25 protein-coding genes and 1 tRNA gene are annotated in these 23759 nt (G+C 62.3%); 4 read left to right on the top strand and 22 right to left on the bottom strand.

Translation table 11 applies throughout. The features are described from left to right. Window positions 1–115: 115 nt before the first annotated feature. Window positions 116–1597, bottom strand: a complete 1482-nt coding sequence (gltX, locus tag ACYU03_RS08145; RefSeq protein WP_461889593.1) for a glutamate--tRNA ligase — start codon at window positions 1595–1597, stop codon at window positions 116–118. A 177-nt stretch (window positions 1598–1774) separates the two neighbouring features. Beyond that, window positions 1775–3790 (bottom strand): excinuclease ABC subunit UvrB, encoded by a 2016-nt coding sequence (uvrB, locus tag ACYU03_RS08140; RefSeq protein WP_461889591.1) that lies wholly within the window; start codon window positions 3788–3790, stop codon window positions 1775–1777. Window positions 3791–4086: 296 nt separating this feature from the next. On the opposite strand from uvrB, the gene ACYU03_RS08135 reads away from it, so the two are divergent. After that, window positions 4087–5283, top strand: coding sequence for an amino acid aminotransferase (locus tag ACYU03_RS08135; protein ID WP_461889589.1), 1197 nt, complete (start codon window positions 4087–4089; stop codon window positions 5281–5283). 61 nt (window positions 5284–5344) lie between these two features. After that, window positions 5345–5420, top strand: a tRNA-Asn gene (locus ACYU03_RS08130). Between the two features lie 61 nt (window positions 5421–5481). On the opposite strand, the gene ACYU03_RS08125 is transcribed toward ACYU03_RS08130, so the two are convergent. From ACYU03_RS08125 to ACYU03_RS08105, 5 genes are all read right to left on the bottom strand, one after another. Continuing rightward, window positions 5482–5895, bottom strand: coding sequence for a cupin domain-containing protein (locus tag ACYU03_RS08125; protein ID WP_461889587.1), 414 nt, complete (start codon window positions 5893–5895; stop codon window positions 5482–5484). A gap of 96 nt (window positions 5896–5991) precedes the next feature. Beyond that, window positions 5992–6552, bottom strand: coding sequence for a DUF1285 domain-containing protein (locus tag ACYU03_RS08120; protein ID WP_461889585.1), 561 nt, complete (start codon window positions 6550–6552; stop codon window positions 5992–5994). A 10-nt stretch (window positions 6553–6562) separates the two neighbouring features. Beyond that, window positions 6563–7168 (bottom strand): DUF4823 domain-containing protein, encoded by a 606-nt coding sequence (locus ACYU03_RS08115; RefSeq protein WP_461889583.1) that lies wholly within the window; start codon window positions 7166–7168, stop codon window positions 6563–6565. A 66-nt stretch (window positions 7169–7234) separates the two neighbouring features. After that, window positions 7235–8203 carry a GTP 3',8-cyclase MoaA gene (locus tag ACYU03_RS08110; RefSeq protein ID WP_461889581.1) on the bottom strand — a complete coding sequence of 323 codons (969 nt, stop codon included), beginning with the start codon at window positions 8201–8203 and terminating at the stop codon, window positions 7235–7237. A gap of 127 nt (window positions 8204–8330) precedes the next feature. Continuing rightward, window positions 8331–8966 carry a TetR/AcrR family transcriptional regulator gene (locus tag ACYU03_RS08105; protein WP_461889579.1) on the bottom strand — a complete coding sequence of 212 codons (636 nt, stop codon included), beginning with the start codon at window positions 8964–8966 and terminating at the stop codon, window positions 8331–8333. Between the two features lie 72 nt (window positions 8967–9038). Between ACYU03_RS08105 and ACYU03_RS08100 the strand changes: the two genes are divergently transcribed. Then, entirely contained in the window at window positions 9039–10172 is a 1134-nt protein-coding gene (locus ACYU03_RS08100; protein ID WP_461889577.1) for an aminotransferase class V-fold PLP-dependent enzyme, read from the top strand. A gap of 359 nt (window positions 10173–10531) precedes the next feature. Here ACYU03_RS08100 and ACYU03_RS08095 read toward each other — a convergent pair whose 3' ends face one another. The 12 genes from ACYU03_RS08095 to ACYU03_RS08040 form a co-directional block, all read right to left on the bottom strand. Continuing rightward, window positions 10532–11314: a TatD family hydrolase gene (locus tag ACYU03_RS08095; protein ID WP_461889576.1), complete on the bottom strand. Its 783-nt coding sequence runs from the start codon at window positions 11312–11314 to the stop codon at window positions 10532–10534. Between the two features lie 39 nt (window positions 11315–11353). Continuing rightward, window positions 11354–12340 (bottom strand): DNA polymerase III subunit delta', encoded by a 987-nt coding sequence (locus ACYU03_RS08090; RefSeq protein WP_461889574.1) that lies wholly within the window; start codon window positions 12338–12340, stop codon window positions 11354–11356. After that, on the bottom strand, window positions 12333–12965 hold the full coding sequence (gene tmk, locus ACYU03_RS08085; protein WP_461889572.1) for a dTMP kinase: 633 nt from the start codon (window positions 12963–12965) through the stop codon (window positions 12333–12335). Before tmk ends, ACYU03_RS08090 begins: the two co-directional genes overlap by 8 nt. Before the next feature lie 19 nt (window positions 12966–12984). Next, entirely contained in the window at window positions 12985–14148 is a 1164-nt protein-coding gene (gene mltG, locus ACYU03_RS08080) for an endolytic transglycosylase MltG (protein WP_461889570.1), read from the bottom strand. A 3-nt stretch (window positions 14149–14151) separates the two neighbouring features. Further along, entirely contained in the window at window positions 14152–14967 is an 816-nt protein-coding gene (pabC, locus tag ACYU03_RS08075) for an aminodeoxychorismate lyase (RefSeq protein WP_461889568.1), read from the bottom strand. After that, window positions 14967–16211, bottom strand: a complete 1245-nt coding sequence (gene fabF, locus ACYU03_RS08070; protein ID WP_461889566.1) for a beta-ketoacyl-ACP synthase II — start codon at window positions 16209–16211, stop codon at window positions 14967–14969. The genes pabC and fabF overlap by 1 nt, the downstream gene beginning before the upstream one ends. Window positions 16212–16315: 104 nt before the next feature. After that, on the bottom strand, window positions 16316–16552 hold the full coding sequence (gene acpP / locus ACYU03_RS08065) for an acyl carrier protein (protein ID WP_461889564.1): 237 nt from the start codon (window positions 16550–16552) through the stop codon (window positions 16316–16318). Between the two features lie 202 nt (window positions 16553–16754). Then, window positions 16755–17495 carry a 3-oxoacyl-ACP reductase FabG gene (gene fabG, locus ACYU03_RS08060; protein WP_461889562.1) on the bottom strand — a complete coding sequence of 247 codons (741 nt, stop codon included), beginning with the start codon at window positions 17493–17495 and terminating at the stop codon, window positions 16755–16757. A gap of 16 nt (window positions 17496–17511) precedes the next feature. Then, entirely contained in the window at window positions 17512–18450 is a 939-nt protein-coding gene (fabD, locus tag ACYU03_RS08055; RefSeq protein ID WP_461889560.1) for an ACP S-malonyltransferase, read from the bottom strand. A 129-nt stretch (window positions 18451–18579) separates the two neighbouring features. Further along, on the bottom strand, window positions 18580–19590 hold the full coding sequence (gene plsX, locus ACYU03_RS08050; RefSeq protein ID WP_461889558.1) for a phosphate acyltransferase PlsX: 1011 nt from the start codon (window positions 19588–19590) through the stop codon (window positions 18580–18582). Window positions 19591–19593: 3 nt separating this feature from the next. Continuing rightward, on the bottom strand, window positions 19594–19776 hold the full coding sequence (rpmF, locus tag ACYU03_RS08045) for a 50S ribosomal protein L32 (RefSeq protein ID WP_010223221.1): 183 nt from the start codon (window positions 19774–19776) through the stop codon (window positions 19594–19596). Between the two features lie 13 nt (window positions 19777–19789). After that, window positions 19790–20317, bottom strand: a complete 528-nt coding sequence (locus ACYU03_RS08040) for a YceD family protein (protein ID WP_461889555.1) — start codon at window positions 20315–20317, stop codon at window positions 19790–19792. 90 nt (window positions 20318–20407) lie between these two features. On the opposite strand from ACYU03_RS08040, the gene ACYU03_RS08035 reads away from it, so the two are divergent. Continuing rightward, the gene (locus ACYU03_RS08035; RefSeq protein ID WP_461889553.1) at window positions 20408–20986 is read left to right on the top strand and encodes a Maf family protein; all 579 of its coding nucleotides are present in this window, start codon (window positions 20408–20410) and stop codon (window positions 20984–20986) included. Window positions 20987–21092: 106 nt separating this feature from the next. On the opposite strand, the gene sppA is transcribed toward ACYU03_RS08035, so the two are convergent. Genes sppA through rluC form a run of 3 tightly spaced genes read right to left on the bottom strand, consistent with a single transcriptional unit; the run spans window position 21093 to window position 23706 of the window. Continuing rightward, the gene (gene sppA / locus ACYU03_RS08030; RefSeq protein WP_461889551.1) at window positions 21093–22076 is read right to left on the bottom strand and encodes a signal peptide peptidase SppA; all 984 of its coding nucleotides are present in this window, start codon (window positions 22074–22076) and stop codon (window positions 21093–21095) included. A 6-nt stretch (window positions 22077–22082) separates the two neighbouring features. Further along, a complete protein-coding gene (locus ACYU03_RS08025) occupies window positions 22083–22760 on the bottom strand; it encodes an HAD family hydrolase (protein ID WP_461889549.1) in 678 nt (225 codons plus the stop codon). Then, window positions 22750–23706 carry a 23S rRNA pseudouridine(955/2504/2580) synthase RluC gene (gene rluC, locus ACYU03_RS08020; protein WP_461889547.1) on the bottom strand — a complete coding sequence of 319 codons (957 nt, stop codon included), beginning with the start codon at window positions 23704–23706 and terminating at the stop codon, window positions 22750–22752. The genes ACYU03_RS08025 and rluC overlap by 11 nt, the downstream gene beginning before the upstream one ends. Window positions 23707–23759: the final 53 nt, after the last annotated feature.

Below are 23759 nucleotides of genomic sequence, written 5' to 3'. Positions count from 1 at the left end.
CCCGTATTTACTGGGCCCGGCCAGGCCCTCGCTATCGGCGCTATCACTGTAGGAGCGGCGGTTCGGCGCTCCTACAGTGATAGCGCCAGCCTTGAAGACAGGAATAAAGAATCGGTCAGGCAATACTAGCCAGCAGTTTTTCCCACTCCTTGTTTTCCTTCTTCGACACGCCACCGAGCAGGTCCAAAGCCTGGCGCAGGCGGTAACGGGTCAGGTCAGGGCCGAGGATCTCCATGGCGTCGAGCACCGACACCGAGCTGGCCTGCCCAGTGATGGCGGCGAACATCAGCGGCATGGCGTCACGCAGCTTCAGTTCCAAGGACTCGACCACGGCCTGGATGCAACCGGTGATGCGGTCCTTTTCCCATTGGCGCAAGCTTTCCAGCTTCCACAGGATCAGTTGCATGACCTGGCGCACCTGGTCCGGTGACAGCTTCTTGTGCTCGAACAGCGTGGCGTCCAGCTTCAGCCCACCTTCGAAGAAGAAGCCACCCAGCGGGGCGATCTGGCTGAAGGTCTCTACCCTGCCCTGCACGTGCGGCGCAATCTTCATCATGTAGTCGCTGTTGAACGCCCACTTCTGCACCCGCGCGGCGAACTCCTCCACCGGCAGGTCACGCAGCCATTGGCCGTTGAGCCAGGACAACTTCTCGATGTCGAAGATCGGCCCACCCAGCGACACCCGGGACAGGTCGAAGTGCTCGACCATCTCGGCCAGGGAGAACTTCTCACGCTCGTCGGGCATCGACCAGCCCATGCGGCCCAGGTAGTTGAGCATGGCTTCAGGCATGAAGCCCATGCGCTCGTAGAAGGTCACCGAGGTCGGGTTCTTGCGTTTGGACAGCTTGCTCTTGTCCGGGTTGCGCAGCAGCGGCATGTAGCACAGCTTCGGTTGCTCCCATCCGAAGTATTCGTACAGCTTGATCAGCTTGGGTGCCGACGGCAGCCACTCCTCGCCGCGCAGGACGTGAGTGATGCCCATCAGGTGGTCGTCGACCACGTTGGCCAGGAAGTAGGTCGGCAGGCCATCGGTCTTCATCAGGACCTGCATGTCCATGCGGTCCCACGGGATCTCGACATCGCCACGCAACATGTCCGGCACAACGCAGACGCCCTCGCTCGGCACCTTCATACGGATCACATGGGGCTCGCCTGCGGCCAGGCGGCGCTGTACTTCCTCGGCGCTCATCAGCAACGCGCGACCGTCATAGCGTGGCGTCTCGCCACGTGCCATCTGCTCGGCACGCATCTGGTCGAGTTCTTCAGCCGTGCAGAAGCAGTAGAAGGCGTGGCCAGCGTCGACCAGTTCCTTCGCGTACTTGGCGTAGATATCGCCACGCTCGCTCTGTCGGTACGGACCGTGCGGGCCACCGACATCCGGGCCTTCGCTCCACTCGATGCCCAGCCAGCGCAAGGCGTCGAAGATCTGTTGCTCCGACTCACGGGTCGAGCGCAACTGGTCGGTGTCTTCGATACGCAGGATGAACTCACCGCCATGCTGCTTGGCGAAGCAGTAGTTGAACAGGGCGATGTAGGCGGTGCCGACATGGGGGTCGCCGGTGGGCGATGGCGCGATACGCGTGCGAACGGTGGTCATGGAGAGTCTCGAACTAGAGATGAAACAAAGGCAGGATGTTAACAGGGAGCGGGCGCCAGGCTCCAGCAATGGCGTGCTCGTCACGTGCGGCGGCTCAACCCGGCTTGCGCCGGGCACGGTTCAACCACATCCAGATCACTTACACACAGCCAGCCCTCGCCTTATCGGCGGGGCATCTCAGGCGGTAATCAAGCGCTCACGCAACTGGGTGATCTCGTCACGCAACTGCGCTGCCGCTTCGAACTCCAGGTCGCGGGCGAGCTGGTACATTTTCTCTTCCAGCTGCTTGATACGCTTGGTGATCTCGGCCGGCGAGCGCAGTTCGGCTTCGTAACGCGCACTCTCTTCCGCTGCCTTGGCCATGCCCTTGCGCTTCTTGCTACGGGCACCCGGCACGGTGGCGCCTTCCATGATGTCGGTGATGTCCTTGACCACACCCTTGGGCACGATGCCATTGGCCTCGTTAAAGGCGACCTGCTTCTCTCGGCGACGCTCGGTCTCGCCGATAGCCCGCTCCATGGAGCCAGTCCTATGGTCGGCATAGAGGATCGCCCGGCCATTGAGGTTACGCGCCGCGCGACCGATGGTCTGGATCAGCGATCGCTCGGAACGCAGGAAACCTTCCTTGTCGGCGTCGAGGATGGCCACCAGCGACACCTCGGGCATGTCCAGGCCCTCACGCAGCAGGTTGATCCCCACCAGCACATCGAAGGTGCCCATGCGCAGGTCGCGGATGATCTCGACCCGCTCCACGGTATCGATGTCCGAATGCAGGTAGCGGACCCGTACATCGTGATCCGCCAGGTAGTCGGTGAGGTCTTCGGCCATGCGTTTGGTCAGGGTGGTGACCAGCACGCGCTCCTCGACAGCCACGCGCTTGCGGATCTCCGACAGCAGGTCGTCAACCTGGGTCAGCGCCGGACGCACCTCGACCTCTGGGTCGACCAGCCCGGTCGGGCGCACGACCTGCTCGATCACCCGCCCAGCATGCTCGGCCTCGTAGGGCCCCGGGGTCGCCGAGACGAAGATGGTCTGCGGGCTTACGCTCTCCCATTCGTCAAAACGCATGGGTCGGTTGTCCAGCGCCGACGGCAGGCGGAAACCGTACTCGACCAGGGTCTCCTTGCGCGAACGGTCACCCTTGTACATGGCACCGACCTGGGGAACGCTGACGTGGGACTCGTCGATCACCAGCAGCGCATCGGCCGGCAAGTAGTCGTAGAGGGTCGGCGGTGGTGCGCCGGCCGGGCGTCCTGAGAGGTAGCGCGAGTAGTTCTCGATGCCGTTGCAGTAACCCAGCTCCAGGATCATCTCCAGGTCGAAGCGGGTGCGCTGCTCCAGACGCTGGGCCTCCACCAGCTTGTTCGCCTTGTGCAGGTACTCGAGGCGTTCCTTGAGTTCCACCTTGATGCCCTCCACCGCTTCGAGCAGCGTCTCGCGCGGGGTGACGTAGTGGCTCTTGGGGTAGAAAGTGAAGCGCGGCAGCTTGCGGATCACCTCGCCGGTGAGCGGGTCGAAGGCGGCGATGTTCTCCACCTCATCGTCGAACAGCTCGATACGGATGGCCTCGAGGTCCGACTCGGCCGGGAAGATGTCGATCACGTCGCCGCGCACGCGGAAGGTGGCGCGGGCGAAGTCCATTTCGTTGCGGGTGTACTGCAGGTCGGCCAGGCGGCGCAGCAAAGCGCGCTGGTCGAGCTTGTCACCGCGGTCCACGTGCAGGACCATCTTCAGGTAGGTCTCAGGACTGCCCAGGCCGTAGATGCACGACACCGTGGTGACGATGATCGCGTCACGGCGCTCCAGCAGCGCCTTGGTCGCAGACAGGCGCATCTGCTCGATATGGTCGTTGATCGAGGCGTCCTTCTCGATGAAGGTGTCCGACGACGGCACGTAGGCTTCCGGCTGGTAGTAGTCGTAGTAGGAAACGAAATACTCCACCGCATTGTTCGGGAAAAACGCCTTGAACTCGCCGTAGAGCTGTGCGGCCAGGGTCTTGTTCGGCGCCAGCACCAGGGTCGGGCGCTGCACCTGGGCGATGACATTGGCAATGCTGAAGGTCTTGCCCGAGCCGGTCACGCCGAGCAGGGTCTGATGCGACAGGCCCGCCTCGATCCCCTCGACCATCAGACGGATGGCCTCAGGCTGGTCGCCGGCCGGCTGGAAACGGGTGACGAGCTGGAACTCGGACATGACAGACCTCGGTGATAACCCGGTAAGCTGGGAACTGTAAATTTAGCCAGTAGTCTACACCCGATCAAGGCCAACTGCCGCCCGTTTGCAGAATGGACCAAGGGCATTCCCTGCTATGGACCGGTCAATTCGACTAACGGTCGAAAAATATTCGGAAAAACCGCAGGAAAAGCTGCGCCAGACTGTCGCGGCGACCGACAGGTATCACTATACTGACTCCCCGTTTGCGCACCGCTTCAGTGCATTCGGCTGGAGCGTGCGACCCCTATCACACTCCAATCAGAGCCAAGGTAACAATGAGCCTGTTTTCCGCTGTCGAGCTGGCACCCCGCGACCCCATTCTGGGCCTCAACGAAGCATTCAACGCCGATACCCGTACCAATAAGGTCAACCTGGGCGTAGGCGTCTATTGCAATGAGGAAGGGCGTATCCCGCTGCTGCGCGCAGTGATCGAAGCCGAAACCCAACGTGCCGCCCAGCACGCCTCCCGTGGCTACCTGCCGATCGATGGTATCGCCGCTTACGACCAGGCAGTGCAGAAGCTGCTGTTCGGCGCCGAATCGCCACTGCTGGCCGAAGGCCGCGTGGTCACCACCCAGGCAGTGGGTGGTACCGGCGCTCTGAAGATCGGTGCGGACTTCCTCAAGCAGATCGCGCCGAATGCCGTGGTCGCCATCAGCGACCCGAGCTGGGAAAACCACCGCGCCCTGTTCGAAGCCGCGGGTTTCCCGGTGCAGAACTACCGTTACTACGACGCCCCGAGCAACGACGTCAACCGCAGCGGCATGCTCGAAGACCTCAATGCCCTGCCGTCCGGCTCGATCATCGTCCTGCACGCCTGCTGCCACAACCCGACCGGCGTCGACCTTAGCCTGGCCGATTGGAAGAACGTCCTGGAAGTGGTCAAGGCCAAGGGCCATGTGCCGTTCCTCGACATGGCCTACCAAGGCTTCGGCGACGGCATCGCCGAAGACGCCTTCGCCATACGCCTGTTCGCCGAGTCGGGCCTGAACTTCTTCGTCTCCAGCTCCTTCTCCAAGTCGTTCTCGCTGTACGGCGAGCGTGTCGGCGCCCTGTCGATCATCACCGACTCCAAGGAAGAAAGCGCCCGCGTGCTGTCGCAGGTCAAACGCGTGATCCGCACCACCTACTCCAACCCGCCGACCCACGGCGCCAGCATCGTCGCGGCCGTGCTCAACAGCCCGGAACTGCGCCAGATGTGGGAACAAGAGCTGGGCGAGATGCGTGGCCGCATCCACGGCATGCGCAAGCAGATGGTCGAGTTGCTGGCCGAATACGGCGCCAAGCGTGACTTCAGCTTCGTCGGCCGCCAACGCGGTATGTTCTCCTACTCGGGCCTGAGTGCCGAGCAGGTCGGCCGCCTGAAGAACGAATTCGGTATCTACGCCCTGGATACCGGACGCATCTGCGTCGCCACCCTGAACCAGAGCAACATCCACGTGGTGACCAAGGCGATCGTCGAAGTCCTGTAATGGGCTCCTGCCAAGGGGAGGCTTGACTTCCCCTTAGCAATCAGTAAGATACGCCACAGATTCCGCGATAGCTCAGTCGGTAGAGCAAATGACTGTTAATCATTGGGTCCCTGGTTCGAGTCCAGGTCGCGGAGCCAAATACAGAAAAACCTCCAGTTGCGCTAAGCACTGGAGGTTTTTTCGTTTCAGGCCCTGCCCTTACTGCTGTACGGGCACGGTGACGGGCTGCTCTTCATCCACCAGACTCCAGACCAGCAGCTTGGCCGACTGGGTCTGACTGACATTACGCGACACACTGTGCACGGTGCCCGGCGCTTCGTACCAGTAGTCACCGGTCTTGTAGGTGACCTCCTGCTCACCCTTGAGCTGGGACACCACCGCCCCCTCCAGCACATAAGCCATGACCGCTCCCGGATGCTGGTGCGCGGGAGATGCCTCGCCGGGCGCATAGCTGACGGTCAACATGACCGCCTTCTTGCCAGGCGCGTTGCTTGGCAGCTGTTCCTGCAGGACCGTTACGGCATCGAGGTTGGACTCGGTATCGTGGGCCGAGGCCTGCTGGAGAACGCCGACGGCGACCAACAGGGCGAGGGATAAGTGCGAGGTTTTCATCGGCGACACTCCTGAATTGGCGACTGCCAGCAGGTTATGCCGATGGCTCAGTAGGACAAAGGGCCAATTCTCAGGAAAACGAGGAGGCTAACTGCATCAGGTCCGCCCAATGGGATAGAACACGCCCCCACTCCAGACGCCCAGCCATTGTTGGCCGTCGATCTGTTGCGATACGGCCAGCTCGACCAGTTGGTAGAAGACATTGCGATGGATCAACGCCTCCAGGTTGCTGCGCATAAGCACATAGGGCGCAGGCTCCTGGGTCTGCGGATCGATCTCCACCCGCAGCGGGTTATCCGGGCCGGCGTCGACCTGATCATCGACGTTGCTTGTGAAGCGCAACACTTGTTGCTCACCGCTGCCCAGCACCTCCAGGGCCACGGCGACAAAAGGTGCATCGTCGACCTTGATACCGACCTTCTCCACCGGCGTCACCAGGAAGTAATCATCGCCATCGCGGCGGATAATGGTGGAGAACAGGCGGACCATAGGCTTGCGCCCAATTGGCGTACCCAAGTAGTACCAGGTGCCGTCACGGGCAATACGCATGTCGATGTCGCCACAGAACGCCGGGTTCCACAGGTGCACCGGCGGCAGCCCCTTTTCCGCTTTAGGGATCTGCGCCAAAAGATCGTTGGCCTTGCCGGTACCTGTCATCACCTTCTCCTTATCGGCTCATGCCCAAGAGACTACGAGCGTAATCGCGCATGGGCGGGCCAAGCAAATCTTCCGGTTTCTTATCATGGAACGCCAGCAAACCACCACGGCTCTTGATCCGTGCACTATCGATCAAGTAGCGGGTGCTGGTCTCGATCAGCATCATCTGCACCACGCCCGTGTCGACGCCCAGGCGGTCGAGCGCCTGCTCGTCATACCATTCGTCGCCATTGCCGATGCGATCATCGGTGCGGGCGAAACGGGTGTAGAGCACATAGTGCGCGCCGACCGAACGCGCCTCAGCAATCGCCTCCTCCAAGCCCAGCGGGCCCTGGGCACGACGCACCAGCGGGAAGTACTCGACGAAACTCTTGAAGGCTTCCTCGGCCACCACGTTCTGCCGGGGGTAAGGGCCGCGCCCCGGCGGCACGAAAGCGCCCTGGCCAATGAAAATGAATGAATCAGGTTGCAGGCGGACCGACAGGGTGCGGCGGGTGTCGCTGTGATCGAGCAGGCCAGCATCGCTCATGTGGTAGCGGACACCTTCGCCCATATCGCTGACATTCATGCAGCCACCCAACGCCATCAGCGCCAGCAGCAAGACCAGGCTACGCATCTTTCCTCCAGAAGCCGGCGACGGAAAACCGGCGAACAGCCGGCAGATGCAGCTTTTGCGCCAGACTCAGCCGCCGATGATCTTCATCACCGTCGCGCCCCCGGAAAACGCCACGCTCTGCTTGTCGGCAAGGGCCTTGACCAGCAGGCCCTGCAAGGCGGGAAGCGCCTGATGGCGCGGCTTGTCGAGCAGGTCGCCGATATAGTGACGGTTACTCGACGACAGGCAACCATGCAGCCAGCCGGTGGAAGACAGGCGCAGGCGCGAGCAAGTCCGACAGAAAGGTACGCTTTCGTTGGCGATCACACCGAAGTAGCCCTGCCCTGGCACTTGGTAGCGCAATGCAGTCGAATCCACCGGCGCATTGGCCTGCAGGTAGGCATGCTCCTCGCCGATCAGTTGCAACAGCTGCTCCAGGCCAACGAACTGCTGCAGGAAGGCATTGTGGTCGCGGGCCAGGTGGCCCATGCGCATGAGTTCGATGAAGCGCAACTCGTATCCATGCGCCAAGCAGTAATCGAGCAGCGGCACGACCTGATCGAGGTTCTGCCCCCTCAGGGGCACCATGTTGACCTTGATCTTCATGCCGGCTGCACTGGCCTGCTCCATACCGGCCAATACGCTGGCCAGGTCCCCGCCCCGCGCGATCCGGCGGAAGGCATCGGCGTCAAGGGTGTCCAGGGAAACGTTGAGCCGGCGGATACCGGCAGCCTGCAACAAGGGCAACTTGCGCGACAGCAGTTGGCCATTGGTGGTCAGGCTGATCTCCGACAAACCCAGGCGCGAGACGCTCGCCAGGAAGTCCTCCAGCCTGGGACTGACCAGAGGCTCGCCGCCGGTGATACGCAGACGCTCGATGCCCGCCGCTTCGATCAGGTAGGCCACGCCACGGGCCAGGGCCTGTGCCGAGAGTTCGTCCTGGGCGGCTACCAGACGTTTGCCGTCCGGTACGCAGTAGGTACAGGCGTAGTTGCATGCAGCCGTCAGGCTGACACGCAAATTGCGAAAACGCCTGCCTTGACGATCAACGATCATGGGTGACTCCGGCATGGATGAATCGGGCTGGCAAAACCTGACTCAAAAATCAGGTTTTTGCAAGCCCTCATACCAGAAGTATAGGCTCCCAGGGTCCCACCCAACCACGGAAAACCCGCCAGGCGTCTTAGCCAGCGGCTTCCGGGTCGCGCTTGCGCTTGTTGCCCATGCGCACGCCGATGTCCATGAGGAACTGGAAGAAGCCTTCCTGGTCCTCCAGCACGTTGCTCCAGAACGGCGAGTGATAGAGCGCCACGGCACCATGCACCAAGGCCCAGGCCGCACAGTAGTGGAAATACGGCGGCACGTCCTCGAGCTTGCCCTCGCTGATGCGCCCCTTGATCAGAAGCGTCAGGCGGTCGAAATTGGAGGCACGGATACGGTGCAGTTCCTCGACCATTTCGGGAACCTGGTTGCCCTTGACCACCTTTTCTTCCAGGCGGTCGAACAGCCGGTAGCGCTGCGGGTCGCGCATGCGGAATTCGAAGTAGGCACGGGACAAGGCTTCCTTGTCACGATCGACATCGGCCGAATTCAACAGCGTATTCAGGTCGCGCTCATAGTCGAGCATCAGGCGCAGGTAGATCTCCGCCTTGGACTTGAAATGCTTGTAGATCGTGCCTTTGCCGATGCCCACGGCATCAGCGATCATCTCGACGGTGACGCTGTCTTCACCCTGTTCGAGAAACAGCTTGAGTGCCGTATCGAGGATTTCTTGCTCACGACGGCGAAACTCACGGACCTTACGAGGTTCTTTCTGCATAAGAAGGACTGGATGAAAATCGAAGCGGATTATTATGCCTAACTTGCAGCAAATTGCACGGATCATCCGACCATGTCTATGTTTCATGATGAGTTCGACCAAGCACCAGGCCTTCGTTACCTGAACCATGCGGCTATCTCGCCCTGGCCCAGGCGCGCCAGCGAAGCCGTGGCGCGCTTCGCCCGCGACAACGTGCGCCTGAGTGCCAGCGAGTACCCCGCCTGGCTGGCGATGGAGCGGCGCCTGCGCGAACGCCTGACGCGCCTGTTCAACGCGCCATCACGCGACGATATCGCCCTGGTCAAGAACACTTCCGAAGCACTCTCGCTCGTCGCTTTTGGCCTGGAGTGGCAAACGGGCGAGCAAGTCATCATCGGCGACGAGGAATTTCCCTCTAACCGAGTCGTCTGGGAAGCCCTGGCCGACCGTGGCGTGGAAGTAGTTCAGGTCAGCCTCAAAGGTAACGAGCCGGAAGCCGCACTGCTGGCCGCCTGTGGTCCGCGTACACGGTTGATGGCGGTCAGCGCCGTGCAGTTCGCCAGCGGCCTACGCCTGGACCTGCCGCGTCTTGGCCAGGGCTGCCGGAGCCAGGGCGTGCTGTTCTGCATCGATGCGATCCAGCAGGTGGGCGCCCTACCCTTCGATGTCCAACATTACCAATGCGACTTCGCCATGGCCGACGGCCACAAATGGATGCTCGGCCCCGAGGGACTGGGGGCGTTCTACTGTCGCGCCGAACTGCGCGAACAACTGAGGCTCAATGCCTACGGCTGGCACATGCTCGAGCACCTGGGCGACTTCGAACGCAAGCAATGGCAGCCAGCACACAGTGCCCGCCGCTTCGAATGCGGCAGCCCGAACATGCTGGGCGCATGTGCCCTGGAGGCCAGCCTGTCGCTGCTAGAAGACATCGGCATGACACAAGTGACCGAACGGCTCGCAGAACGGGTGCAGCAGTTGCACGACGGGCTCGCCGCCATACCCGGCGTACGCCTGCACAGCCCGCACAATCCGGCCCGGCGTGCCGGGATCCTCAATTTCAGCGTGGCCGGCCAGGAGAATGCCCAAGTCTTCAAGCAACTGGCCGAAAACCGGGTGATCTGTGCACTACGAGGTCCAGGGCTCCGCTTTTCGCCACACTTCTACACAACTGAGAGCATTATCGACGAAACACTGCAGCTAGTTCGGCAGATTACCGCGCGATGAGTGCTCAACAAGCCCGGTCGTATTCCAAATCTGTTTAAAAAACGACCAACCGTCAGTGGCGCAGAGCCGATCCTGGCCAATACTTCAGGTGTTGGCGCGGCGCATCCCCCCAAGTGGCGCGCTGATAAAGGTGCCCAGGGACCGTGTACCTTTGTTTTACTCCTAATGGTCTTAACCCGGATTCCCCCCCCAGAACCCGGGTTTTTTTTATGGCTAGCGGGTGCATTCCTTGGGGTCTTTAGTGCTCTTTAGATCCCGCGATGCTGTGCATGCCGGCAGTTCCTCGGCGCCCTCAAGACCCCGCGCTGCGCGGGATCTCAAGAGCGCCACAAAACTCAGGACATGCACCTGGGACCGCTTCAGCTCACACGCGCCAACGGGAACAGGCGCTTGAAGTTGGCAGTGGTTTGCTCGCACAACTGCTCATAACCCTCCCCCCGCACAAGGGCGACGAACTCGGCCACTTCGCGCACATACTCCGGCAGATTGGGTTTGCCACGATGCGGAATGGGTGCCAGGTAAGGTGAGTCGGTTTCCACCAGCAAACGGTCGACCGGCACCTGGCGTGCCACATCGCGCAGGGCGTCGGCATTGCGGAAGGTGACGATGCCGGACAGCGAGATGTAATAGCCCAGGTCCAGCGCCGCTTTGGCCATGTCCCAATCTTCGGTAAAGCAGTGCAGCACCCCGGCCTGGGGCAAGTCCGCCTCACGCAACAGAGCCAGAGTATCGGCCCGTGCCGCACGGGTATGAACGATGACCGGCTTGCCAGTCACACGCGAGGCTTCCAGGTGCAGGCGGAACGAAGCCTGCTGCAGCTCCGCCGCTTCCGGCTCGTAGTGATAGTCCAGCCCGGTTTCACCGATGGCGACCACATGGGGATGGGCCAGTTCCTGCAGCAGCCAGTCCAGCGCTGGCGCCTCCCCTGGCGCCAGATCCAAGGGATGCACGCCCACCGAACAATCGACATCGGCGTAACGCTCGCTCAGGGCCTTGACCGCCCCGGCGTTCTCGGCGCTAACACCGATGCACAGGAAGTGCCCGACTCCGCGCTCGCGCGCAGCCTGCAGGGCGGCATCGAGGGAGCCCTGGTAGGCACTTAGGTCAAGACGGTCGAGGTGGCAATGGGAATCTACAAGCATGGACTGATGGCACGTGTGAAAAGTGAAGGAGAGCCAGGATCAGCGCGAACCCGGCAACTGGGCCCAGGACGCCAATAAGGCTTCGAGGAGCAGGACGCGGTTCAGGTTAGCCTTGCCCAGCACCTTCTGCCGCTGGCCGAGGATCCACTCCTGGATTTCCAGGACTTTGTCCTGACGGCTCTTCTGCGCCAGGTACTGGACGACCTTGCGCATATCGCCCAAGCCTAATCCCTCTTCGTCCTGGGTCAATTGGTATCTCAGGATCAAGTGCGCCCAATCGCAGAACCAGTCGAACAACAGCAGCAAGGGGATGCCGTTCCAGGCCTCGGCCAGTTGGCTGGGCGATTGCTGCTGCTTGAGCAGCTTCTTCACCCCCTCGGTCACCAGCGCCCGCTGTTCGCGTACGCCCTGCCCTTGCAGGCTGACGGCCATAAGCGGAGAACCGGCGGCCAGGGCGAGCAATTCGTCACGCTCGGCCTCGTCGCAGTCGGGCAGGGCCGTGGCCAGCCAGGTCTTGCTCTGGGCCAGGCTCGGTTGCGGGCACGCCACCTGCTGGCAGCGGCTCTTGATGGTCGGCAACAGGCGGCTTGGCTGATGGCTGACCAATAACAGCACGGTATCGCCAGACGGCTCCTCCAGGCTCTTGAGCAAAGCATTGGAGGCATTGATGTTCATTGCCTCGACCGGCTCGATCAACACCACCTTGCGCCCGCCCTGTTGGGCGGTCTGAACGACAAAGGAGACCAAATCGCGTACTTGGTCGATCTTGATTGGCTTGTCGGCCTCTTCCGGTTCCAGGATGAAGTTGTCCGGATGGCTGCCGGCCTTGAGCAACAGGCACGACTTGCACTGGCCGCAAGCATCCAGCCCCTGCGGCTGCAGGCAAAGCAGGCGGGCCATGAGGCGTTCGGCCAGGGCACGCTTGCCGATCCCCTGGGGTCCGTGCAGCAGGTAGGCATGGGCATGCTGGCTGCGTCCGGCCAGTTGCTGCCAGAGCGCCTGCTGCCAGGGGAAGGCTTCAGCCACCGCAGCGCTCCAGGATCCGCGGCAACAGGCCATCGAGGGCGCTCTGCACCGACTCCAGCGACTGTGCGGCATCCAGCAGGCTGTAGCGCTGCGGCTCACGCTGGGCACGCGCCAGATAGGCTTGGCGTACCGCCTCGAAAAAGGCCAGGCCTTCCTGCTCGAAGCGGTCCAGTCGCCCACGGGCAGCGGCGCGGGCCAGGCCGACTTCGACCGGCAGGTCGAAGACCAGGGTCAGGTCGGGGCGCAGCTCGCCCTGGACGAAGCGCTCGAGGGTAGCAATGCGCTCCATCGACAAGCCGCGGCCACCGCCCTGGTAGGCGTAGGTGGCATCGGTGAAACGGTCGCACAAGACCACCGCGCCGCGCGCCAGGGCCGGACGAATGACCTCGGCCAGGTGCTGGGCGCGCGCGGCGAACACCAGCAACAGCTCGGTATCGGCATCCATCTTCTCGTCGCTGGGGGCCAACAGCAGCTCGCGGATGCGCTCGGCCAGCGGAGTGCCGCCGGGCTCGCGGGTCAGGACGACATCCAGGCCGTGCTCGCGCAAACGCTCCGCCAGGTAGTCGCGATTAGTGCTCTTGCCCGCGCCTTCGGGGCCTTCCAGGGTGATAAACAAGCCGCTCACAGGCAGTCCTTACAGTGGGTCATTGCGGGGCCGGTTCGGTGACCGGCGCCGGATCTACAGCCTCGGGAGAGGGGCCGGCCTCAGGCGGCTCAGTATCCTCCGCCGACGGCTCGGCCGGTGCCGCTTCCTCGCTGGCACCTGGTTGCGGCAGTGGCGCCGGACTGGAACGATAGCCGGCACGGCGCTTGAGCTGGTACTCGCGCACCGCCGAGTTGTGGGCGTCCAGGTCGTCGGAGAAGACATGGCTGCCATCCCCCCGGGCAACGAAGTACAAGCTAGTGCCGGATGCCGGGTTAAGCGCGGCATGGATGGCCTCGCGCCCGACCATGGCGATCGGCGTCGGCGGTAGGCCGACGTTGGTATAGGTATTGTAGGGGGTGGGCTCGCGCAGGTCGGCGCGGGTGATCTTGCCATTGTAACGCTCCCCCATGCCGTAGATGACCGTGGGGTCAGTCTGCAACATCATCCCCAGACGCATGCGCCGGACAAAGACGCCGGCGATCTGCCCACGCTCCTGGGGTACGCCGGTTTCCTTCTCCACCAGCGAGGCCATGATCAACGCCTGGTAGGGGTCGCGGTAAGGCAAACCGGTGGCGCGCTCGGCCCACTCCTTGGCCAACACTTCGTCCAGGCGCATGTAGGCCTGCTGCAGCAGCTCGACATCAGTCATGCCCCGCACGAAGCGATAGGTGTCGGGGAAAAAGCGCCCTTCTGGAAACACGCCAGTATGGCCGAGCCGGTCCATGACCTCGGCATCGCTCAGGCCGTCGAGGGTCTGCTTGATCTTCTCGTGCTTGGCCAGCGCTGCGCGCACCTGGCGGAAGGTCCAGCCTTCGACCAGGGTCATGCTGTACTGCACCACATCGCCGCGGCGCCAGACCTCGAACAGGTCCTGCACGGTCATGCCGGGCGTCAGGCGGTATTCGCCGGTGTGCAGTGGCACGCCGATCATGTTGAAGCGCCAGTACAGGCGCAACCAGAAGGCATCCTTGAGCAGTCCCTCGCCTTCCATGCGGTAGAACATGCGGTTGGGATTGGTGCCGGTGGGCACATCGAGCAGGCGCTCTTGCGCCACTTGCAGCGGCTGCTCCAGGATCGAGTTCAACTTCCAGGCCGACCAGCCCAACGCCAACCCGGCCAGAATCAACCCCATTTCCAGCAGCAGCAGGAATTTACGTCTCACGAATCAGGCATCCAGTAGCGTACGGGCAAAGGCCTGCAGTTTACGGGTGAGAGGCCCCGGCGGCCAGTTCAGCGATGCGAAACCTCGGACCGGCCAGACACCATAAACGCTGTTGCAGAGGAAAACCTCGTCAGCCTGCTCCAAGTCGGACAGCGCCAGGTCCCTGACCTGCGCCGGGATACCCAAGGCAGGCAAGCGGTCGAGCAATGCCGCGCGCATGACACCTGCCACGCCGCAGCGGCTCAGGTCCGCAGTCAGCAACTGGCCGTCGTGGACGATAAACAGGTTGCTGTAGACCCCCTCGATCACCCGCCCTTGGGTGTCGCACATCAAGCCTTCAGCATATTCGCTGTCCTGCCATTCGGCGCGGGCCAAGACCTGCTCCAGTCGATTCAAGTGTTTGAGACCGGCCAACAGCGGTTGTTCCGCCAGACGGGTTCGGCAGGGAAACAGGCGCACACCCTGCTCGGCGTGGTGGGCGGGATAGGCCGGAGCCGGGCCGCCTTGAAGGATACGCCGTGGCATGGCACCAACGGCTGGCGCATAGCCGCGCTGGCTGTCGCCGCGGGTCAGGATCAGCTTGGCCACGCCCTCGCCCAACTGGCTGGCGTACCGGCAGAGCTCATCACGGACCAGAGGAAGGTCAACCTCGATCCCCAGGCGTTGGCAACCCAGCGTCAAGCGACCGAGGTGATAGTCCAGCAAGGTAGGCCGGCCCGACCGCACGGCGATGGTCTCGAACAGACCATCACCGTAGGCCAGGCCCCGGCTCTGCAGATTGAGCGCAGTCGCCGGCCGGCCATCGACCCAGCTGTGCATCAGCCGGCGAACCGGCGGAACACCAGCGAACCGTTGGTACCACCAAAGCCGAAGGAGTTGGACAGCACGACGTCGATCGGCATGTTGCGCGCCTGGTGCGGCACGAAGTCCAGGTCACAGCCTTCGTCCGGCTCATCCAGATTGATGGTCGGCGGCGCCACCTGGCTGTTGATAGCCAGCACGCTGAAGATTGCCTCCACCGCGCCGGCAGCGCCGAGCAGGTGGCCGGTCATCGACTTGGTCGAGCTGACTGCAAGCGCATGGGCGTGATCGCCAAACACCTGCTTGATCGCCGAGACTTCCGCCAGATCGCCCGCCGGAGTCGAGGTGCCATGGGCATTGATGTAGTTGACCTGGTCCGGGCTCAGGCCGGCGTCGCGCAGGGCGTTGGCCATGCAGCGTGCGGCACCGGCGCCATTCTCGGGTGGCGAGGTCATGTGGTAGGCATCACCACTCATGCCAAACCCAACCAGCTCGGCATAGATGGTCGCGCCACGGGCCTTGGCATGCTCGAGCTCTTCGAGCACCAGGGCGCCAGCACCGTCGGCCAGGACGAAACCATCACGGCCTTTGTCCCACGGACGGCTGGCACGGGCCGGCTCGTCATTGCGGGTGGACAGCGCCCGGGAAGCACCGAAGCCCCCCATACCCAGGCCGCAGGCGGCCATCTCGGCGCCACCGGCGATCATCACGTCGGCTTCGCCGTAAGCGATATTGCGCGCGGCCATGCCGATGCAATGGGTGCCCGTGGTACAGGCGGTGGAAATTGCGTAGTTAGGCCCCTGTATCCCCAGGTGGATCGACAGGAAACCGGAAATCATATTGATGATCGAACCCGGCACGAAGAAAGGTGAAATCCGCCGAGGGCCCTGTTCATGCAAGGTCCGGCTGGTTTCTTCGATATTGGTCAGGCCTCCAATGCCCGAGCCCATGGCGACACCAATGCGCTCGCGGTTGGCGTCGGTGACTTCGAGCCCGGCATTGCGCACCGCCTGGAAGCCGGCCGCCAGACCGTACTGGATGAACAGATCAAGCTTGCGGGCTTCCTTGGCCGACAGATATTGCTCGACTTCGAAGCCTTTCACCGAGCCGCCAAAACGGGTGGAGTAGGCAGACAGGTCCGTATGCTCGATCAGACCGATGCCACTGCGGCCAGCCAGAATGCCCTGCCAACTGCTCGGCACGTCCGTACCCAGTGGCGACAGCATACCCATACCGGTGACCACGACGCGTCTACGCGACACAGTACTCTCCTTATTCTATTGACTACGGCTCTTGCAAAGAAAAAACCGCACGCCGGCAAAGGCAGTGCGGTTTTTCCCGTCAAGAAGCGACGACTACGAACGTCTTAGACCTGATGGCTTTTGACGTAGTCGATTGCAGCTTGAACGGTAGTGATCTTCTCGGCTTCTTCGTCAGGAATCTCGGTTTCGAATTCCTCTTCCAGAGCCATCACCAGCTCAACGGTGTCAAGCGAATCGGCACCCAGGTCTTCGACGAAGGACTTCTCGACAGTCACTTCCTCTTCCTTGACGCCCAGTTGTTCGGCGACGATTTTCTTGACGCGTTCTTCGATGGTGCTCATACCTAGTTTTCACTCCTAATGGACATATGTCAGGCAGCTGGCCGGTGAACAAGTTTATAGAAAGACGCCTGCTTTTCAAGCGAAACGCGCCTTCGAACTGGTCACCCACCCTCTGTCTGGAATCTGGTTGCAGCTTTATAACGGATTTTAGGCCTCGTGTATGACTCTTTTTTGAAGCAATCCGTCACATTCAGTTGCAGGTTTACATATACATACCGCCGTTGACCGGAACCGTCGCACCGGTCACGTAAGCTGCACCGTCGGATGCGAGGAACGCAACCACTTTCGCGATCTCCTCAGCCTGACCCAGGCGGCCCAGTGGAATTTGGGTCTGCAGAGCTTCACGCTGCGTTTCTGGCAGCTCGCGGGTCATGTCGGTGTCGATGAAGCCTGGAGTCACCGAGTTGACGGTGATACCACGCGAGCCGACCTCACGCGCCAGAGCACGGCTGAAACCTTCCAGACCGGCCTTGGCTGCCGCATAGTTGACCTGGCCGACGTTGCCCATGGCACCGACCACGGAGCCGATGCTGATGATACGACCCCAGCGCGCCTTGGTCATGCCACGCAGAACACCCTTGGACAAACGGTAGAGGCTGTTCAGGTTGGTGTCGACCACGTCGAACCACTCGTCGTCCTTCATGCGCAGCATGAGGTTGTCACGGGTGATGCCGGCGTTGTTGACCAAGATGGCCGGCGCGCCGAACTGCTCCTGGATTGCAGCCAAGGTGGCGCTGACCGACTCATCGCTGGTCACGTTCAGTTCCAGGCCGGTGCCGGTGATGCCGTGCTCCTTGAGGGTGGCGGCAATACGCTCGGCGCCCGAGGCGGAGGTGGCGGTACCGATCACGGTGGCACCCTGGCGCCCCAGCTCCAGGGCGATGGCCTGGCCGATACCACGGCTGGCGCCGGTGACCAATGCAACTTTACCTTGCAGGCTCATGCAAGCTTCTCCTAAATCAGGCCAGCGCCGCACGGGTGGCGGCGACAGCATCAGGGGTATTGAGGTTGTAGGTGGTCACGCCGTCGGCGCAACGCTTGTTCAGGCCCGCCAGAACCTTGCCCGGGCCGCACTCGACCAGTTGCACGGCGCCCTGCGCCGCCAGGGTCTGCACGCACTCGACCCACCGCACAGGCTTGTACAGCTGCTCGAGCAGGTCGCGCTTGAGGATGTCCAGGTCCGCCGGAACAGCGGCGCTGACGTTCTGCACCACCGGGATCTGCGGCGCCCGCCAATCGATGGCGTTGACCGACTCGGCGAAGCGTTCGGCCGCCGGCTTCATCAGCGCGCAGTGCGACGGCACGCTAACCGGCAGTGGCAGCGCGCGCTTGGCCCCCTTGGCCTTGCACAGCTCAATGGCGCGGTCGACCGCAGCCTTGTTGCCAGCGACCACCACCTGGCCCGGGGAATTGAAGTTGACCGCGCTAACCACTTCATCCTCAGCCGCTTCGGCACAGATGGCCACCACGTTGGCGTCATCCAGGCCCAGGATCGCAGCCATGGCGCCGTGCCCAGCCGGCACGGCCTCCTGCATCAACTGGCCACGGCGCTCGACCAGCTTGACGGCATCCTTCAGGCTCAGGCTGCCAGCGGCAACCAAGGCGCTGTATTCACCCAGGCTGTGGCCAGACACGAATGCAGGGCGCGCCCCCCCCTCGGCCAGCCACAAGCGCCACAAGGCGATGGAGGCAGTGAGGATGGCTGGCTGGGTTTTGTCGGTTTGATTGAGTTGCTCTTCGGGGCCGTTCTGGGTCAGCGCCCAGAGGTCATAACCCAGAGCCTCGGAGGCCTCCTGGAAGGTCTCGATGATCAGCGGGTGCTGGGCGCCGAGCTCGGCGAGCATGCCCAGCGACTGGGAACCTTGACCGGGAAAGACGAATGCGAGGGATGCAGACATTGAACAAGCCCCTAATGATCTTGTCGTCGGATACAGGGCGCCCAGCCAATGGCTGGACACCGGAAACTGAAAACTTGGATGAAAACGAAGACCAAGCGGTCACATTTAACCACTTCCTGGCACATAAACCTAAAGCAACAGGTCTTCCAGGCGCCCATGCAGGCGCTGCGGCAGGTTCTCCTGGATCTCGATCAAAGCTCGCTGGATGGCGCTCTGGAAACCCTGCACACCAGCCGAGCCATGACTCTTGATGACAATGCCCTGCAACCCCAGGAAGCTCGCGCCATTATGCCGTGCCGGCGCCAGATCGGCCTGCAAACGCCTGAGCAAGGGCATGGCCATGGCGCCAGCCACGCGGGCAAGCACGCCCCCCTTGAATAGGGCCTGGATACGCGCAGCGATCATGGACGCCAGGCCCTCGCTGGACTTGAGCAGGATATTACCAACGAAACCATCGCAGACCACCACGTCCGCCTCGCCCCGGTACAGCCCGTCACCCTCGACGAAACCTATGTAGTTAAGGCCGCGAGCGTTCTGAAGCAGATTGGCGGCCAGCTTGACCTGCTGGTTACCCTTGATGTCCTCGGTGCCGACATTAAGCAGCGCGACCCGCGGCCGATGGACGCCCAGCGCCTGAGCAGCCACTGACCCCATCACCGCAAACTGATAGAGGTTCTCGGCACTGCAGTCGACATTGGCACCCAGATCGAGCAACTGACAGTAGCCTGCCTGGGTCGGAATGGCCGCGACCATTGCCGGCCGGTCGATGCCCGGCAGAGTCTTGAGCACGAAGCGCGACAAAGCCATCAGCGCGCCTGTATTGCCGGCACTCACGCAGGCCTGGGCCTTGCCATCACGCACCAGCTCGAGGGCGACGCGCATCGACGAGTCAGGCTTGCCACGCAACGCCTGGGACGGCCGCTCATCCATGCCGATCACCTCGCTGGCCGCGACAATCTGCAGGCGAGCGCGATCCGCTGCCGACAGGCCAGCGACGAGATCTTCAAGAAGGGAGGGTTGACCGACGAGGGTCAGGTGTAGCGAGGGGGTAGCCGAAAGACAGGCAAGACTTGCCTCGACAATGCTGCGGGGACCGAAGTCCCCGCCCATTGCGTCGATCGCGATGATCTGAGCAGACAAGGATTACTCGTCAGCGCCCTTGTCGATCACTTTGCGACCACGGTATACGCCTTCTGGCGATACGTGGTGACGCAGGTGTACTTCACCGGTGGTTTTTTCTACCGACAGCGCGTTTTCCGACAGAGCGTCGTGGGAACGGCGCATGTCACGGGCAGAGCGGGATTTTTTGTTCTGCTGAACAGCCATAATTGATTAACTCCTAAACGTTTGGGTCACGCTTTAACTGCGCCAAAACACTGAACGGGTTGGACCGCGATACCTCGTCCTTGCTCGGTTCGGGCTCATCGGCGCCCGCCGGCTGCTGGCATTCTTCCGGATGATGAGCAGGCACGATCGGCAGGGCGAGCAGCAGCTCTTCCTCGACCAACGCCTGCAGATCCAAAGGATCTTCGCCCAGTTCCAGCACGTCATAGCCTTTCGGCAACGACTGGGTATTCGCACCCTCCTTCACCACCGCGTAGGTACACTCGCTGTGGATCGGCAGGGTGACCAGCTCAAGACAACGCTGGCAAACCATCTTGACTTCGACGTCGAGTTCGCTGTGGATAACCACAACTTTCTGCTCGTCTCGCTCAAAATCGAACTTCGCCTGCACCGTACCGACATTGTCGGAAAGCGGGTCGCAGAGTCTTTCCAAATCAGCGAGTTGCAGCGAACCTTGAAGGGTTACGCCGCGATCAGCCAATTTGCGCGGGTCAACGTGAGGTGGAATCGGGTCATTCAACATAGGCGCAGCATTCTAGGGATGCCCCCCGTCCCTGTCAAAGGAAATTCGGCAGCATCTGTTAGAATCGTTTCGTCTACCCAGGAGTCCACCATGCTGCCCTTGTTACTGGCTTCCAGCTCACCTTACCGGCGCGAACTGCTGCAACGCCTGCGCCTGCCCTTCAGCTCGGCAAGCCCCGACATCGACGAACAACGCCTGCCGGACGAACCCGCCGTCGAAATGGTCCGCCGCCTGGCCCGACAAAAGGCCGAGGCCCTGGCTGACAGCCATCCAGGCCACCTGATTATCGGCTCCGACCAGGCCGCGGTGCTTGGCGAGCAGGTTCTCGGCAAGCCACACACCTTCGACCGCGCCTGCGAGCAACTGCTCGCCGCCAGCGGCCAGCAAGTAACCTTCCTTACCGGCCTGACCCTGCTCAACAGCGCCAGCGGCCACTGCCAGGTCGACTGCATCCCCTTTACCGTCACCCTGCGCGAGCTTGACCTGCCCCGCATCGAGCGCTACCTGCGGGCCGAACAGCCCTACGACTGCGCCGGCAGCTTCAAGGCAGAGGGCTTGGGAGTCAGCCTGTTCCAGAGCACCCATGGGTGCGATGCGACCAGCCTGGTAGGCCTGCCGCTGATCCGCCTGGTGGACATGCTACTGAAGGAAGGGGTACAGATCCCCTGACAAAGAGCCGCCCCATCGCGAAACAAGGCCACCCCACAGGACCCCAAACGAATCCTGTAGAAGCGGCCTTGCGTCGCGAAGGGTACGCCAACGAATCCAAATTGAATCAGCGCAGCGACGGCCCCTGGAAGCCCATCCACATGGCCAGACGCTCAGCCACACTGGCACCCAGGCGCTTGGAGAAGCGGTCGAACGGCGATTCCTGCACAGTGAAATCGACCAACTCCTTCTCACCAATCACGTCACGCGCCACATAGCTGGCGCTGCCCAGCCCATCCACCAAGCCCAGCTCGAGAGCCTGCTCACCCGACCAGATCAGGCCACTGAACAGCTCGGGATGCTCCTTGTCCTTGAGCCGATCGCCCCGCCCCTGCTTGACGCTGGCGATGAACTGGCGATGAGTGGTTTCCAGCACCTGCTGCCAGAATGCCGTCTCTTCCGGCTTCTGTGACTGGAATGGGTCAAGGAATGCCTTGTGCTCACCCGCCGTGTAGGTACGCCGCTCCACCCCCAGCTTCTCCATGGTGCCGACAAAGCCATAACCGGCCGCCGTCACGCCAATGGAGCCAACCAGACTGGCCTTGTCGGCATAAATCTCGTCCGCGGCGCTGGCAATGTAATAGGCGCCGGAAGCGCCGAGGTCACTGATCACCGCGTACAGCTTGATCCCGGGGTACTCGCCACGCAGGCGACGGATCTCGTCATAGATGTAACCCGACTGCACCGGGCTGCCGCCGGGGCTGTTGATACGCAGGATCACGGCCTTGGTCTTGGGGTCCTTGAAAGCATCCCTCAGGCCGGAAATGATGTTGTCGGCACTGGCTGGCTCCTGGTCGGCGATCATCCCGCGCACCTCCACCAGCGCGGTATGGCTGGCGCCGCGCGAGGCAGCCTTGTCCATGTCCATCAAGGGCGTGAACAGCAGCAAAATGCCGAACAGGTAGACGAAGGTCAGCAGTTTGAAGAAAATCCCCCAACGCCGCGCCCGGCGCTGCTCCTGCACGCCGGCCAGCAGCGTCTTTTCCAGCAGCTTCCAGCTCTTGCGCTCTTCCTTGTCATCAGACTCGGGCGCCTTCCACTCGTCAGTCATGCTTGCCTACCCTGGAATTGAGAGTGCGCGGGGCTGGCCCAGCCAGTCGCGCAATTGCGAAAAATGATCGATGCACAGTTGCGGGCCGAACTCGCTCAAGGCCTGCAGTGACATGGCGCCATAACCGACCGCGACAGAATGCATGCCCGCCTCACGAGCCATCAACAGGTCGAACGATGAATCTCCGACCATCAGCGCACGCGTCGGTTCGACCCGACAATGGACGAGGATCTCTTCAAGCATCTGCGGATGCGGCTTGCCACGGCTTTCGTCAGCGGCACGGGTAATGTCGAAGTAGTTCTCCCAGCCATTGGCCCGCAACACCCGGTCCAGCCCACGGCGCGCCTTGCCGGTCGCCACCGCCAGACGGTAGCCGTCGGCCCGAAAAGCTTCCAGCGACTCGACCACCCCTTCGAACAAGGGTGAAGGCTGCTCGTCCAGGGCCATATAGATGTCGGCGTAATGCTGACGGAAGGCCACCACCTGATCGGGGTCGAGATGGGGATAAAGGACACTGATCGCCTCCGACAACGCCAGGCCGATGATGCCCTTCACCGCGCGCTCGGCAGAAGACGCCTCGCCTGCGCGCTCGGCTGCCAGGTTCATGGCCAGGACGATACGGCCAATCGAGTCGGCCAGGGTTCCGTCCCAATCGAAGATCAGCAACTCGTAGTCAGGGTGCACTCAAACGCTCCACGGTCTTGGCCCACATCTCGTCCACCGGCGCTTCGAGCTTGAGCTCGCCGCCATCGGGCAGGGGCACGGTCAGCGCATAGGCATGCAGAAACAGGCGCTTGCCACCGAGCTCGCGGATTTCGCGGGTGAAATCCTCGTCGCCGTACTTGCTGTCACCGGCAATGCTGTGCCCGGCATGCAAGGCGTGCACACGGATCTGGTGAGTGCGCCCGGTAATCGGCCTAGCCTCGACCAGGGTGGCGAACTCTCCAAAGCGGCGCAGCACGCGGAACAGCGTCAGCGCCTCCTTGCCCTCATCGCTGACCTCGACCATGCGCTCGCCTGAACGCAGGTTGCTCTTCTGCAACGGCGCACTGACCTGCTTCTTCGAGGTCGCCCAGTGCCCACGCACCAGGGCCATGTAGCGCTTGTCAACGCCATCGCCACGCAGGGCCGCGTGCAGGTGGCGCAGCATGCTACGCTTCTTGGCGATCATCAGCAGGCCGGAGGTGTCGCGGTCCAGGCGATGGACCAGCTCCAGTTCCTTGGCATCAGGACGCAGTTGGCGCAAGGCCTCGATCACCCCGAAACTCAGGCCGCTACCGCCATGCACAGCGATGCCGGCCGGCTTGTTGAGCACGATCAACGCCTTGTCTTCATAGACGATCGCCGCCTCCAGACGCTGCAACAGCCCCTGGGCCACTGGCACGGGTTCGTCGCGCTCAGGCAAGCGTACGGGCGGCACACGCACGACGTCGCCAGCCTGCAGCTTGTATTCTGGCTTGATCCGTCCTTTGTTCACCCGCACCTCGCCTTTGCGCAGAATGCGGTAGATCAAGGTCTTGGGCACGCCCTTGAGCGCGGTGATGAGGAAATTGTCGATGCGCTGGCCGGCAAGCTCCGGCGCGACCTCGATCAGCTTTACGCCGGAGGTCGGGGGGGTATTGGTCGTCATTTGTGAATCATAACAATTTTTTATGGATTTGAAGCACTTAATGATTGCTGCTA

Source organism: Pseudomonas sp. X10 (assembly GCF_054889225.1).
The sequence above is the reverse complement of the archived record's forward strand: the minus strand, read 5'-3'. Positions and strand labels throughout refer to the sequence as shown.